The sequence below is a fragment of the Acanthopleuribacter pedis genome (assembly GCF_017377855.1).
Taxonomy (GTDB): domain Bacteria; phylum Acidobacteriota; class Holophagae; order Acanthopleuribacterales; family Acanthopleuribacteraceae; genus Acanthopleuribacter; species Acanthopleuribacter pedis.
The window spans coordinates 12,115-27,138 of sequence record NZ_JAFREP010000004.1 but is presented as its reverse complement, the minus strand read 5'-3'; the positions used below and the strand labels follow the sequence as shown (position 1 = coordinate 27,138).

Here is a 15,024-nt window from a genome sequence, read left to right as displayed (position 1 = left end):
GCGTCACACGCGCGATCCCCTATCGAGCAGCGTATGGTTGAAACATCCCGTTATCTGACGGACGAGGTCGTGCAGGCGCTTCGCCGCGAAATCGAAGAAAATCAAGGTGCCGAGCTTTTTGCCATCCTTTCGCGGCCCGACGGCGATAGCAAATACAACCAACTCAACGTGGTCTGTCGCGGTACCCACACCGAGGTCCCGGCACTGGTGAGCCGCACCCAGCCTGGCGACATGACGGTCCACAACCACCCGAGCGGCGTGCTGCAACCTTCCCAAGCCGACATGGCCGTGGCGCAAATGTTTGGCGAGGAAGGCGTGGGTTCGATGATCGTCAACAACGCGGTCAGTCATTGCATCGTGGTTGCCGAGCCGGTGAAAGACGACAAAAAAATCGACGTGGCCGAACAAGAAGTGCTGGGGGTTCTGGGTCCCAAGGGGCACCTCGCCAAGGTCATGGAGGGCTACGAGCCGCGCACGGCCCAGGTCGACATGGCGCAGGCGGTGGCCGGCGCATTAAACAAAGAAGAGATTCTGTCTGTCGAGGCGGGTACGGGTACGGGCAAAAGTTTGGCGTATTTGGTGCCGGCCCTGTTGTGGACCAAAAACAACCGCGACCGCGTGGTGATCGCCACCAAAACCATTGCGCTCCAAGAACAGTTGGTCAACAAAGACATCCCCTTGGCGCGCAAGGCGGTACCCGACGCGCCGCGCGCGGCCCTGATCAAAGGTCGCGGCAATTATGTCTGTCTGCGCAAGCTTCAAGATGCGCGCACCCAGACGGGATTGAAATTTGACGAAAAAGACAACGATGTCGCCCGCGAGATTGAGGACCTGGGCAAGTGGGTGGAGGAAACCGGGAATGGTGATCGTGCCGACCTCCCTTTTTTACCCAGCAACGAAGCCTGGGACCTGGTGCGTTCCGACGGCGACATGTGCCTCGGCGTGAAGTGTCCCTTTTACCAACGGGCACCTTTTTATGAATCGCGGCGCAAGGCGGCCCAGGCCAAGATTTTGGTGGTGAACCAGGCGTTGTTGTTCAGCGATTTATCCGTGCGTTTGACGGCCGAGAATTACAAAACCGCGGCGGTGATGCCGCCCTACAGCCACGTTATTTTGGACGAGGCCCACAGCATGGAAGACATTGCCACCGACCACTTCGGCAAGAAGATTAACTCGCTGGGGTTGCGGTTGTTGCTGGGTAAGTTCCACAGCTCCTCGCGGGGCAACAAAGGGCTTTTGGTGCGCATGTTGAACCTCACCACGGAATCGCAACCGACCTTTGCACGAGAGATGAGCGATACCCTGATTCCCGGGTTCATCATGCAACGGGACGAGGTGGTGCAGCAGATGTACGCCTTGTCTCGTGCATTGCACGAGCACCTGAATCCCGAGGGTCAGCGCAACTTGGTGGTGTGGGTACGTGACCAAATGTTGCAGGAAGGTGCGCTGGATGCGGCCAAGCAGGAAGCCGCGGCGCTGATGGAAATGATCCACCGATTGACGTTGATCATCAAGCGGGTGGGCACCTATTGGGAGAATTTGCCCGACAGTTTTCGCGAGAAGCACCAAGGGGTCGAGGTTGAGATGCGGGCGCGCATGCGGCGCATCGAAGCCACGATGTTCGCACTGAAAAATTTCGCCGTGCGCCAAGATGAGAACGAGGTGCCTTGGTTGGAGCTGAAGATTCAGCGGGAACTCGAGGAGTTCGAATACCGTGTTTCACCGCTGGACGTTTCCAACGTATTGCGAAATGCGTTGTTTAAACCCTTTAAATCGGTGGTAATGACCTCGGCGACCTTGGACTTGGAGGATGAGTTCCGGTTCTTTAACGACCGGGTTGGTTTGACGGGGTTCAGCGAAAAAAAGGCGGCTGCATTGCGACTGAAGTCGCCCTTTGATTACCGGACCCAGGCGGGCCTGTACTGTATTCGCATGCAAAGCTCCCCGACCCACCGCGCCTTCGCCGAAGAACTCGCTAACCTCGTTCTTCGCACCAGTTTATCGAAGTTGCCAGGCGGTACGTTGATCTTGTTTACGAGTTATCAGCAGATGCGGGAAGTGGGTCGGATTTTACAATATCCCTTGGATCAAGCCGGGGTTCCACTGCTCATTCAGGGCACCGCGCAACGGTCGCACCTGGTGAAACGTTTGAAGGAAACGCACGGGGTGTTGTTGGGTACCGATTCCTTTTGGGAAGGGATTGATTTGCCGGGGGCGGCGTTGACCAAGGTGATTATCGCCAAGTTACCTTTTCGCCAGATGCGCGATCCTTTGTTTGAGGCGCGTTGCCAGAAACTGGAGAGTGAGGGCAAGAGTTCCTTTAAAGAGTACTCGTTGCCGTTGGCCTTGTTGAAGTTCAAGCAGGGCGCGGGGCGTTTGATTCGCACCAAGCAGGACCGCGGCGTGTTGGTGATTGCGGATCCGCGGGTGTTGGAAAAGGGATATGGTAAACGCTTTTTGCGATTGGTCGATGAGTTTCCCATGTGGGAATCGACGCAGGCACAGTTGCACGATGCATTGAACCAATTGGGAGCGGAAGCGTGAAGGCGTTGCCGAGCGGGCGGGTGCGTTTTAGTTCCGCGGCGTTGGAGGAACCGGAACAGACCTATTCGGTCTATTTGCAGGGTCGCTATTTTGCGACCTTATCGATGTTGCCCTACGTGTTGTTGATTCTGGTGGTGTTTTTTATCGCTGCTTTTCTGTTTACCTTGGCGTTCCTGCAGGACGGGGCGGAGAGTTTCCGCATCACCTTGATGCCGTTTCTGTTGGGCACCGCGGTGTTGAGCCCGGTGGGTTTGGTGATTCTGTTTATGATCCGTTGGCATGGGCGGCGCCGTGTTGATTTGACCGAGGGTGGTATGAGTTTGGTGACACCGAATGGTCAGGAATTGTTTGTGCCGTGGCAGCATTTACACGCGGTGGAGTTGCGTTTCAACCCGCCGCGGGTGGTGACCTGTACCTTGGTTACCCCGATCACGAGTTTCACCTTTACGAACTTGGAGCTCAACTTGGCGTCGCGGTTACCGCTGGCGGAGGTGTACCAGAAAGGTTTTGAATTGGCGACGTTACGCGACTTTCTGTACTATCTGTATCGAAGGGCGCCGCAAGCTCAGTGGCGGTTGGGTGAGAGTTTTCAAGAGCGGTTTAAGGTGTACTACCCGCCCTACGATTTGGAGAAGATGAAATAGATGGAAGTGGATCTGCGCGGACAAACGGTGACCCAGGCGGTGGTATTGGCGCGCCGGGCGATTGCGGAATGCGAGGCCGACCAGCTCGTTTTAAAAACGGAGAGCGAGGTGGTGAAGCTTAACCTTTACAACGCCTTAACCAAGATGGGTCACCGTTGTCGCCTGGAGCGTCAAGGACCTTTTTTTACCTTAACCGTGCAAATCGGGGGTGGTGCGAGGAAACCGCGGGCGCAAGCGGAGCCGGACGACGGCAGCGTGGTACGCAAGGAGATCACGGCGTTTCCGGCGCGGAACCTGGATGCGGAGGAGGTGAAAAGCGCGCGTCGTCGGCGTCGGTCCGAGCGCCGCGAGGAAGCCGCCGAGCGCGCGCATTCGGCGCGGTCTGAACAGGCCCGAGCGCCGCAAGCGCCGCGGGAGCAGGCGCCGGCCGAGCAGCCGAGCGCTGGAGCGCCGCAAGCCGGCGCAGGAGCGCCGCAAGCCGGCGCAGGAGCACCGCAACCCAGTGTTGCTCAGCCGGGCGGGCTTGAGGTCGAGGCCTCCATGATGTGCTGGTTGATCCTGCAACAGGAGCAGTTGGGTCAGCGTGACAGCAAGCTGGGTTACGACCTGTTGGCCGAGTTCTTGGAGAGCCTGGAGCCGTCGCGATTCGCGGGTATGTTTTTGATTCACCGTGCCGCGCGGCTCTGTGATCCGAGTTTCCAGCAGGGGCGCTTTTTGAAAATTTTACGGGCGCGTCGGATCCATCTGTGGGTTTGCGCCAAGTCCCTGAATTATTATGAGATTGAAGATCCTCCTGCCCCGATTCAACGGGCCCAGATTATCGACATTCAGCGGTTGGCTTCGCTGTACCGGCTCGTGTGGATTTAGGTTTTTGTCATTTGGGGCGGCCGGTCCCGTTCCCGTGGGTTGGGATGGTTCATTTCGTGATTTCAACAACCTGGGGTAGAATCGCACATTCCATGACTCCTGCGCGTGTGGTGGTGCATTGAGGTGGAAGATGAATGAAATGGTACCAACAGTCCGCATCATGTTTCTGGTTGTGTTGACGGCCGGTGCGGCCCTTTTCGGCCAAACGCCGACGGAACCCAAAAAGAAGAACCCCTGCCAAGCGCAGGTTGCGTTGAAGAACACCACCATCGGGCTGCTGCGCAAGCAGTTGGAAACCCGTGATAAAACGGTTACCGCCTTGGATGACGAGCTGGACTCGCGCAAGGACCGCATTGATCAGTTACTCGGTGATCTCGAGGAAAAAGAGCGGGAAATTGCGCGTTTGGAGAAACTGCTGGACTTTCAAAAGTCGCTGACAAAGTTTCAGGAAGGCCAAATCGAGAAGTTCCGCGAAGTATCCGCCGAACAACGAGCCCAGCTCAAGAGTCTCAATAAGCAGCTTGAGCAAAAGTGAGTTGAACAATTTTATTTGCAATGCCTTGGCTGTTGTTTGTTATGATGGCCTAGTTTCTAACCTATACCCAGCCCTTGAAGGGTCTTTGCCACGGTTGTTCCGTTGGCGTAGTCCCTGATCGCAGCTTCTGCAAGCAAACGAATCTGTTTGAAGCAAACGCGAAGCGCGCTCGCGATCTGAGAACGCGCGTCCCGGCCACGCCCGTTGCCTAGGGGCGACATGGCCGAGCTGTACGCGGTTTCACGCGATGTGTGTTTTCCCGACTGCTGTATCTTTTCGGCGGAGACGGCTCCATGCACATTTTTTTTCCCAAGGAAATCGCTGATTTGGAACAACGTGTCGCCGTTGTTCCAGAAACCGTAAAAAAACTTATCGCCGCCGGCTACACGGTTTCGGTTGAGAAAGGGGCCGGCCTGAAAGCGGCGGTCAGTGATGCGGCCTATGAAAAAGCCGGCGCCACCGTCGCCGGCGATGTCGCCCAGGCTTGGCAGCAGGCGGATATCGTGGCCAAGATCAACGGCCCGGTTCAGCACCCCGAGCTCAAGAAACACGAGGCCGAGATGATCAAAGAAGGCGGGATTTTGATCGCCTCGCTGGTGCCGGCCAATGAACTGGACGCGATTAAAATCCTGATGCAGCGCAAGGTGAGTTGCTTTTCCATGAGCCTCATTCCCCGCATCACCATCGCCCAAAAAATGGATACGCTTAGCTCCCAGGCCAGTATCGCCGGTTACAAAGCGGTGCTTATGGCCGCGGCGCAACTCGGCAAGTACTTTCCCCTGCTGATGACCGCCGCCGGCACCATTACCCCGTCCAAGGTGGTGATACTCGGGGCCGGTGTTGCCGGCTTGCAGGCCATTGCCACCGCGCGCCGGCTCGGGGCCAATGTTGAAGCCTTTGACATTCGCGCCGCGGTTAAGGAACAGGTCGAGAGTTTGGGCGCCAAGTTCATCGACATCCCGGTTGCCGACGCGGAAGATGCGGGCGGTTACGCCAAGGAACAAAGCGAATCCGAGCAGGAACGCCAGCGCCAAGAGTTGGCCAAGCGCCTGTCCTCGGCCGACGTGGCCATTACCACCGCGCTGATCCCCGGTCGTCCCGCGCCGCTGCTCATCACCGAGGAGATGGTCAAGGGCATGCCCTTGGGTTCGGTGATCGTCGACATGGCGGTCTCCCAGGGCGGCAACTGCGCTTTGAGTGAGCCCGGTCAAACGGTGGAGCGCGAAGGCGTCACCATTATCGGCGAGCTGAACATCCCGGCCACGGTGGCCATCCACGCCAGCCAGCTCTACGCGCGCAACATGCTTAACCTCATCACCCACCTGACCGTGGAGAAACAGTTCAACATCGATCTCGAAGAGGTCGTAACCGACGGCGCATTGCTCACCCACGACGGTTCCTGTCGTCACGAGCACTCGCGCTCCCTGTTGGAGGCTTCCTAATGTCACCGCTTCTCATTGGTCTCTACGTCTTCGCCCTGGCGGTTTTCGTCGGCTTTGAAATTATCACCAAAATTCCACCCACCCTGCACACACCGCTGATGTCGGGTGCCAACGCCGTTTCCGGCATTACCATCGTCGGTGCGCTCTTTTGTGCGCGTACCGCCGACATGACCACGGCCAACATCCTCGGGTTCCTGGCGATCCTCTTTGCCATGATCAACGTGGTTGGCGGCTTTATGGTCACCGACCGCATGCTCAAAATGTTCGGCGGTAAGAAATAAGCCATGTCATTAGGATCAAAGGGGTAGGCCGGTGAAAACAGCAGTCGCGTTAATGTATCTGGTGGCTTCCATTTTGTTCATTTTAGGGTTGAAGATGCTGACCCGCGTGAAAACCGCGCGCAACGGCAATCGCCTGTCTTCGACCGCCATGTTGCTGGCCGTCGTGGCCACGCTGCTCGATATGGGTCAGGTCGATTACACCTTCATCATCGCGGGGATCGTGCTTGGTTCGGCGATTGGTGCGATCATGGCGCTCAAAGTGGAAATGACCTCCATGCCTGAGATGGTCGCCATGTTCAACGGTTTCGGCGGCGGTGCCTCGCTGCTGGTGGCCGGTTCCTTTTTATTTGAAAACGTCTTTGCCGGGAACCTCGCCTTCGGTGGGATCCTGCCGATGGATACCACCATCACCCTGTTCATCAGTGTGCTGATTGGTTCGGTGACCCTCACCGGGAGTTTGATCGCTTTTGGGAAACTCAACGGCAAAATCTCCGGGCAGCCGATTCTTTTCCCCGGCAACAACATCCTCAACCTGTTGCTGGTGGTCGGTATTTTGGGCTCGGTTGTGTTTGTGGTTGGCTTTAATGAGGATCCCAATATTGCCTTTACGGTGAGCATGACCGTGATTGGACTTTCCTGTGTGCTGGGCGTGCTGTTGGTTACGCCCATCGGCGGGGCCGACATGCCGGTTGTGATCTCGCTGCTGAACTCCTACTCGGGTTTGGCGGCCTCGGCTACCGGTTTTGTGCTTGGCAACAACATGCTGATCATCTGCGGCGCCCTGGTAGGTGCATCCGGTTTGATCCTGACCCAAATTATGTGTAAAGCGATGAACCGTTCCTTGGCCAACGTATTGTTCGGCGGCTTCGGCCAGGCCGATAGCGGTGGCGGCGGCGGTAAAAACGACGACGCGTACCACAGCGTGAAGTCGTGCGGGCCGGAAGAAGCGGCCATGATTTTCGAATCGGCACGCGACGTGATTATTGTACCGGGGTACGGTTTGGCCGTTGCCCAGGCGCAACACGCCACCAAGGAATTGGCCGACCTGCTGATTAAAAACGGCGCCAATGTGCGTTATGCCATTCACCCCGTTGCGGGCCGGATGCCGGGCCACATGAACGTGTTGCTGGCGGAAAGTAACGTGCCCCACGAGCAACTGTTCGACTTGGATCAGATTAACGACGATTTCCAAAACGCCGATATTGCGCTGATCCTGGGTGCCAACGACGTTGTTAACCCGGCCGCGACCAAGGATCCCGACAGTCCGATCCACGGCATGCCGGTCCTGAAGGTGTGGGACTCCAAGACCGTGTTTGTTGTGAAACGGAGCTTGAGCCCCGGCTTTGCGGCTATTCCCAACGATCTGTTTAACTACGACAACAACATGATGCTGTTTGGCGACGCCAAAAAGATCTTGACCCAACTGGTTCACGAACTCAAAGAGATGGTCGATTAGCATCCCTTTTCATCGTGAAACGCCCGCCGCCGAACCACTCGGTCGCGGGCGTTTCTTTATGTTTGGACACGTTTGCCGACCCATTTCAGCGAGCCGGCAGAAAATCTGCTGAGAATGGTGGGCTAATTGCTGTGTTTGACGCGGTTTTGTGAGAACCTTTTGAGGTTTGTTCGATTAAGGAAAGGCAACAAGGGAGGAGCGATGGGTTTGTTGACGGGTGCGGTTGCATGTACACGGTTCACGATTACCAGCATGCCCGAGGAAATCCCCTTCGAAAATGCCGCCTTCCGCGCGATTACCCCGGGTTCCGCCATCCGCGAACGCAGTGGCTTTGTCCCTTTCAAACCGGAAGAGCCGTATGTGATCGGCGCGGGCCGCTGGGCCTTTCGCGTGCGCATCGACAAAGTTTTGTTGGACAGTACCTTGATCAACGAACGTTTGATGGAGTTGATTAAGGTTGAGGAAGAAAACGTGGGTCCCCCCTCGCCGCAGACGCGCCGCCAATTGCGCAAGTTGGCGGAGGACGAGCTGATGGCCCATCCATCGCCGAAATCAAAGATTATTGAATGCACCATCGACAACATGATCCTGTACGTGGGTTCCACGTCGAAAGGCCATCTCGGCACCGTTTTGGAGCTTTTACAGCGGCTCGGGGTTGAGGTTGAATACAAAACCCCTTGGCTGGACCGCGCCTTGGATGAACCCCCCAACGAGGTCGTTGATTTCAAAGAGCCAGGCCAATCGATTTGGGGTGCGCGGTTTCTGCGTCAGCTGATGGGTGATTCCGAGACGATTGTTGAGCCGGAAAAAGGCAGCGTGAAATTGCAGACGATCGACGGGGCGAAAGTGTCGCTTTCGGGCCCGGTGGTGCGCGAGCTGGACCGGTTCCTTGATGCCGACGCCGAAATTCTCTCGGCCAAGTTGCTGATGAAAGACGTGAGTTTCAGCCTTGACGGTTTGGCGTTCCGCATCAGTGGGTTTAAGCTCGACAGTTTCAAATCGAGCCACTGGACCGAACAATTGGACGAACGCATGGAGCACATCAAAGGGTTGTGGGACATGCTCGAGCTCAAATTCGAAATGCTGCTGGCGGATGAATTGCCGGAAGGAACGACGGGCGGGTAGCCCGCCGGTTTGATCCGATGAACCCTGGCGGGGTTCACACACCCGAATGAGGCAATGACGGGACGGGCATTGATTCGGTGAATGGTGGGGTTCACACCCACGAATGGGGCAATGATTGGGCGGGCTATGATCCGGTGAACCCTGATGGGGTTCATACACCCGAATGAGGCAATGATTGGGCGGGCTATGATCCGGTGAACCCTGATGGGGTTCATACACCCGAATGAGGCAATGATGGGACGGGCTATGATCCGGTGAACCCTGATGGGGTTCACGCACCCGAATGAGGCAATGATGGGACGGGCTATGATCCGGTGAACCCTGATGGGGTTCATACACCCCTATGTGTGGACCACCATTGATTTAAAACCGTGAGCCGGCGGCGAACGACATTTGGTTAGGCTGAAGGCCTTACGGATTTCAGCCCTGGGTAAATGGTTGTAGAACAACCGTTTACCCAGGGTCCCCGGGGGTTCCCGTTGTGCAGGCCGCCAGAGGCGCCGGCCTCACAACAAACAACCAATCCGTTGGGTTTATCTTGTTCCGGGAAACGATCCGTTTGGGGTTTATGATCCCCGCGGGGTTCCCGAATCGCAACGCCTGGGGTTTATGATCCCCGCGGGGTTCCCGAATCGCAACGCCTGGGGTATATGATCCCCGCGGGGTTCCCGAATCGCAACGCCTGGGGTATATGATCCCCGCGGGGTTCCCGAATCGCAACGCCTGGGGTATATGATCCCCGCGGGGTTCCCGAATCGCAACGCCTGGGGTGTCGGCCCATGCAGGGCCTTCCTGATCGTGAACCCCAAACACCCAGGGTGCGACCATTTTCAATGGTCGTACCCGGGGCTAACATATGGCACCCCTGTAGGGTGCGTCCAGAGTGGCGAGGCGAAGCCTCGCATTTAATCAAAGCATGGTCCATAGATGGGGTTGTGCGGCCCGCTTCGGGGCGCGCCGGATCAAACCCAGCCACGCCGGGTCGCCAACGGATCAAAACCCAGCCACGCCGGGTCGCCAACGGATCAAAACCCAGCCACGCCGGGTCGCCAACGGATCAAAACCCAGCCACGCCGGGTCGCCAACGGATCAAAACCCATCCAAGCCGGATCGCCAACGGATCAAACCCGATCCAAGCCGGGGTGCCAACGGATCAAGCCCCATCCAAGCCGGGGTGCGCCGGATCAAAACCCACCCACGCTGGGTCGTGGGCGAATTGAGGCCCATCCACGCCGGGTCGTGGGCGAATCAAGCCCTACCCTCGTCGGGGTGCACCGGATCAAAACCCATCCAAGCCGGGGGCCACCAACGAATCAAAACCCAACCAAGCCAGGGGTCGCCAACGAATCAAAACCCGGCCAAGCCGGGGGTTGCCAACGGATCAAAACCCAGCCAAGCCGGATTCTGAAGGAAGCATGGCCAATCCAGATAGGGTGGTGAACCCATCAACAACCGACCACACCGATTTGCGTGCTGAAAAACACGGTGAATCAATACCCAGGATTTATGTTTGGATCGAGCCGGCGCGCTTAGCTACCCTGCGCCGGCAGTGAATCTTCATCGACCAGGTAGAATTTAAACGCCAGCATGCCGAAATTGACCATGTCTTGGTCGTTAACCGGATGCTCGCCGCCGTTGGTAGCCTTGGTGCCGTTGACGTAGGTACCGTTTAAGACGCCGATCTCTTCCTGCACAAAGAACTGGTTGTTGCGGCGGAAAATGACCGCGTGGCGGCGGGAAACCGAGCGGTTGTCGTCCTCATACGTCAAGTCGACCTCGGGTTTGATACCCGTGACGGGATCGTAGCGGCCGACCAGGTTGCGGTCGGAATTGAGGATAAAGACGCGGTTGGACGAGAGTGATACCAACTTGCCCGCGATGCGTTTTTCCTTGGGGACCTTGATGTTGGGTTGCGTCATCAGCGCTTCGTTTTCCATCCTGGAAACGCGCTTAAACAAATCGTCGACCTTTTCTTCCGATTGACGCAGTTTGGTCGAGAGCTTTTGCAACATGCGAATGGCGATTTCCATGTTGGCTTTGAGCATTTTGACAAAGGTGCCGCGGTGAATAATGACCACCGAGGTGGGTTCGGTGGCGCGGGCCGTTTCCATGCGTGGGCTGTGTTCGAGAATGCTGAGTTCGCCGAAAAAGTCGCCTTTCGACATTTCACCCAAAATCTCGGAATGGGTCGCGTCGCCTTTGACCAACTCGACCGTGCCCGACTTGATGACGAACATGCAGTTGCCGTCTTCTCGTTCTTTGTAGATGGTTTCCCCGGCCTCGTACTCGACTGTGTACTGTGCAAAGAAGTTTCCACCACTCATAACCACACCCCTGAGTATCGTTGGTTTCGCTTGCAGACGACCGGCCGTGAAGGACAGCAATTAATCGAACACGTTCGTTCTCGGCAACTGCCGATCCGATTGGCTCAGATTGGTTTTCCGGCGCGCGCTTGATCGCCGTACCATCCATGATAAGGTTCGGTGCCGTGCGGTTGGTTCAAAAAAACCCTGCTGAGCCATGCGGATCGGCCCGGAGATTCACATCGTTTGGCACTTAATCATAGAAGAATGTCCCACAAATGCCAAGCGCTTTTAAATGGTTGACTTATCCAATTTCTTGCGCTTTTTTTAAGGGTTGCGACCGGTCGTGAACGGCAACCGCTTGGCCGCGCAGGGTTTGATTTAATCCGCCCTCGGCTCGCTTCGCCAAAACATCGATTCCTCATATTGGACGCCGGCGGAACGCGGTACACTACCCTTTACATTTCAAGAGGGAGAAAGTTGCGTGAGCGAAACGACACAAACCGAACAAACCTATAGCGATCCCAAGTTGGCGATCACCAAGGTCTACACCAAAACCGGCGACAAGGGTACGACCGCGTTGGTCGGCGGGAAACGCGTCCCCAAGAACCACGCCCGCATTGAGGCCTATGGCACGGTTGATGAACTCAACGCCTTTGTCGGCGCGCTGGTTGTCACGGTTTCCCGGGACGCCCACCAAAGCACCGAGGTAAACTGGTTCATCGAGGTGCTGGTGCGCATTCAGCACGAGCTGTTTAACCTGGGTTCTGTTTTGGCGACCCTACCCGAGGACTTGCATCCCAAGCAGCCGCGCGTGCAAGCCGCGGATATTAAACGCTTGGAAGAAGATATCGATCACTGTAACGACATGCTGCCCGCGTTGCGCTCTTTTGTCCTGCCGGGTGGCAGTCGCGAGAATACGGATCTGCATATTTGTCGCACCGTGTGCCGACGGGCCGAACGACGGGTGATCGCCCTGGCTGAAACGGAAACCGTCCCCGAGTACAGCGTGGAATACCTCAACCGCTTGAGCGACGCTTTTTTTGTCTGGAGCCGTTGGATCAACCGCATTTTGGATCGTGAGGAAACCCTTTGGGAGCCCAACCGCGCGGCAAGCGCCTCGGCGGGCCGATAACAAGGCGGTTCTTCCGGTCTTTTTTTTGATTCCTCGGACTTCAGCGGCGGTTTTCTTGTTTGGAAAACCGCCGCTCCTACATTATTAATAAGCCCGCGCTGTTTTGGTGTTCGGGCATAAAAAAAGGGAGCCACAAGGGCTCCCTTTCTTGGATCACCGCGAGGGGTGATTATTTGTTCTTGCGCTCGGCACGCTCTTCCATCACCTTGGCGGCCACGGAGTCGGGTGCGGCTTCGTACTTTTCGAATTCCATCGAGAAGGACGCTTTACCTTGGGTTAAAGAACGCAGCTCGGTGGAGTAACCGAACATTTCGGAGAGGGGTACCGAGGAGTTCAGGATGCAGGTACCGTCGGCTTGGGTGTCAATGCCGGCGATGATGCCGCGGCGGGAGGACAAGCTGCCCACCACGTTACCTTGGAACTCTTGAGGCGATTCCACTTCAACCTTCATGATCGGCTCCAGCAAAACAGCCTTTGCTTTCGCAATCGCTTGTTTCATGGCCTGACGGGAGGCGGTACGGAACGCGGTCTCCGAGGAGTCAACGTCGTGGTACTTACCGTCGTTCAGGTGAACACCGACGCGAACCATGGGGAAGCCGGCCAGAGGGCCCTCATCCATAACGTCTTTGAAACCTTTTTCACAAGCGGGGATGTATTCGGTAGGAATGTTACCGCCCTTGATGTTGTTGACGAATTCGAAGTTTTCTTCGTGTTCGGCGTCGAGGGGGTAGATTTTACCGACAACACAACCGTACTGACCGGAACCACCGGTCTGTTTCTTGTGGGTGTAGTCGTATTCGGCTTCGCGACGGATGGTTTCGCGGTAGTTAACCTGAGGGGCGCCTACTTCAACCTCGGCTTTGTACTCACGCTTGATGCGCTCGATGTAAACCTCGAGGTGAAGCTCGCCCATGCCGGCGATTACGGTTTCGGCTGACTCTTCATCAACCCGCACACGGAAGGTGGGGTCTTCTTTCATGAAGCGGTTCAGCGCTTTACCCATTTTCGTGGCGGCCGCGTTGTCCACGGGTTTAATCGCCAACGAAATAACCGGCTCGGGAACGAAGATCGATTCACAAGCGTAGTTCAACGGATCTTGACAGAAGGTATCACCGGAGGCGCAGTCAACGCCGACCATGGCGATGATGTCGCCCGCGCTTGCTTCGTCGATGTTTTCTTTGTCATCGGCGTGCATGCGGACCAGGCGGCCGACCCGGAGCTTTTTACCGGTACGCGTGTTGTAGATGGTTTCACCTTTGCGCAAGGTACCTTGGTAAATACGGGTGTAGGTAACCTGACCGAACTGTTCTTCGGTGATTTTAAACGCCATACAAACCAAAGGCTTGGATGCATCCGGCTCCAGGGGAACCTGTTCGCCCTCGGGGTTGTCCAGGTCGGTGGCGGACTGAGGTTCTGCTTCCAGAGGAGAAGGCAGGTAGCGCTCAACCGCGTCCAACAGACGTTGAACACCTTTGTTTTTAAAGGCGGAACCCATGTAGACAGGAACCATGCCGAGGGATTGAACACCTTTCTTAATCGTCGCGTGGATCATGTCCTCGGGGATGTCTTCACCCTCAAGCACCAGCTCCATCAAGTCGTCGTTGAAGTGGGTCAATTCTTCCAGCATGATTTCGCGTTGCTCTTCAGCTTTGGCCAGCATGTCGGCGGGAATTTCTTCTTCGCGAACGGTTTCACCTTGATCGCCGTCGAAGTAGTAAGCCTTCATGGTGACCAGGTCGGCGACGCCGTCAAATTGATCTTCCGCGCCGATGGGCAACTGCATCAGAACCGGGTGCAAGCCGAGTTTTTCTTTCAGCTCTTTGACGCCTTTGAAAGGGTCGGCACCGGTACGGTCCATTTTGTTGATGAATACCAAACGGGGAACGCGGTAGCGTTTCATTTGGCGGTCAACGGTGATGGACTGAGACTGAACGCCCGCAACGGAGCAGAGAACCAAGATCGCGCCGTCGAGAACACGCAGGGAACGTTCAACTTCTACGGTGAAGTCAACGTGGCCGGGTGTGTCGATGATGTTAATCTTCTTGTCATGCCAGTGGACGGTGGTCGCGGCGGAGGTAATCGTGATGCCGCGCTCTTTTTCCAATTCCATGTGGTCCATGGTGGCCCCGGACCCTCCACCTCGCACCTCTTCAATTTTGTGGATGCGGCCTGCGTAGTACAGAATCCGTTCGGTCAGCGTGGTTTTGCCGCTATCGATGTGCGCAGAAATACCAATATTTCTGGTGACTTCAATTTCGCTCATAGCGCTCTTTCCTTTTACTTTAAGAGATTTCTACCAGGTGGAGCAGGTCTTCTCCGGGATCGGCTGGATAAGGGTTGGAAAACGTCAGTCTTTGGCAGCCGATTGGGTCATAAAGGCCTCGGGGCCAAACAGCCCGGAGACTCCACAAACCGTAGAAGTCTACTATAGAACCTGAACGGCTGCAACACCCCGATTGGTCCCATCGCAAACAGGCGGCGGGTGATACCGCCTGGCCGCTTTGTTTGGAACCGCTTCGTGTTATGATAGCCGGACTTCGACGGGGATGGTTCGGGGGGTGCTTCATCGACGCGCCGTCCGGTTGGGGGTTGACGCCCGCTTCTCGTCGAAAACCTATGCTTATACCAGTGACTTAGCAATGAGCCGTGATCCGTTGCGGCCGGCCCCGGCGGGCTGTGTTGCGCTTGGATC

General features: G+C 56.5%; 11 protein-coding genes. 9 read left to right on the top strand and 2 right to left on the bottom strand.

The features are described from left to right. The first annotated feature begins 33 nt into the window (after nt 1-33). The 8 genes from J3U88_RS05080 to J3U88_RS05045 all read left to right on the top strand — a co-directional run bounded on the left by J3U88_RS05080 (nt 34) and on the right by J3U88_RS05045 (nt 8,894). The gene (locus J3U88_RS05080) at nt 34-2,544 is read left to right on the top strand and encodes a helicase C-terminal domain-containing protein (protein ID WP_207857288.1); all 2,511 of its coding nucleotides are present in this window, start codon (nt 34-36) and stop codon (nt 2,542-2,544) included. Continuing rightward, a complete protein-coding gene (locus J3U88_RS05075) occupies nt 2,541-3,188 on the top strand; it encodes a hypothetical protein (protein ID WP_207857286.1) in 648 nt (215 codons plus the stop codon). The genes J3U88_RS05080 and J3U88_RS05075 overlap by 4 nt, the downstream gene beginning before the upstream one ends. Further along, nucleotides 3,189-4,055: a hypothetical protein gene (locus J3U88_RS05070; protein ID WP_207857283.1), complete on the top strand. Its 867-nt coding sequence runs from the start codon at nt 3,189-3,191 to the stop codon at nt 4,053-4,055. 130 nt (nt 4,056-4,185) lie between these two features. Continuing rightward, nucleotides 4,186-4,590 carry a hypothetical protein gene (locus tag J3U88_RS05065; RefSeq protein WP_207857281.1) on the top strand — a complete coding sequence of 135 codons (405 nt, stop codon included), beginning with the start codon at nt 4,186-4,188 and terminating at the stop codon, nt 4,588-4,590. A gap of 293 nt (nt 4,591-4,883) precedes the next feature. Beyond that, nucleotides 4,884-6,032: a Re/Si-specific NAD(P)(+) transhydrogenase subunit alpha gene (locus J3U88_RS05060; protein WP_207857279.1), complete on the top strand. Its 1,149-nt coding sequence runs from the start codon at nt 4,884-4,886 to the stop codon at nt 6,030-6,032. Continuing rightward, the gene (locus J3U88_RS05055) at nt 6,032-6,313 is read left to right on the top strand and encodes an NAD(P) transhydrogenase subunit alpha part 2 (protein ID WP_207857277.1); all 282 of its coding nucleotides are present in this window, start codon (nt 6,032-6,034) and stop codon (nt 6,311-6,313) included. Before J3U88_RS05060 ends, J3U88_RS05055 begins: the two co-directional genes overlap by 1 nt. Before the next feature lie 31 nt (nt 6,314-6,344). Further along, on the top strand, nt 6,345-7,769 hold the full coding sequence (locus J3U88_RS05050) for an NAD(P)(+) transhydrogenase (Re/Si-specific) subunit beta (RefSeq protein WP_207857275.1): 1,425 nt from the start codon (nt 6,345-6,347) through the stop codon (nt 7,767-7,769). A gap of 201 nt (nt 7,770-7,970) precedes the next feature. Beyond that, a complete protein-coding gene (locus J3U88_RS05045) occupies nt 7,971-8,894 on the top strand; it encodes a hypothetical protein (RefSeq protein WP_207857274.1) in 924 nt (307 codons plus the stop codon). A gap of 1,529 nt (nt 8,895-10,423) precedes the next feature. Here the strand turns inward: J3U88_RS05045 and J3U88_RS05040 are convergent. Continuing rightward, on the bottom strand, nt 10,424-11,218 hold the full coding sequence (locus tag J3U88_RS05040) for a cyclic nucleotide-binding domain-containing protein (RefSeq protein ID WP_207857272.1): 795 nt from the start codon (nt 11,216-11,218) through the stop codon (nt 10,424-10,426). Between the two features lie 463 nt (nt 11,219-11,681). Between J3U88_RS05040 and J3U88_RS05035 the strand changes: the two genes are divergently transcribed. Further along, entirely contained in the window at nt 11,682-12,332 is a 651-nt protein-coding gene (locus tag J3U88_RS05035) for a cob(I)yrinic acid a,c-diamide adenosyltransferase (RefSeq protein WP_207857271.1), read from the top strand. A 169-nt stretch (nt 12,333-12,501) separates the two neighbouring features. Here the strand turns inward: J3U88_RS05035 and fusA are convergent, their stop codons facing one another. After that, entirely contained in the window at nt 12,502-14,595 is a 2,094-nt protein-coding gene (gene fusA, locus J3U88_RS05030; protein WP_207857270.1) for an elongation factor G, read from the bottom strand. Nucleotides 14,596-15,024: the final 429 nt, after the last annotated feature.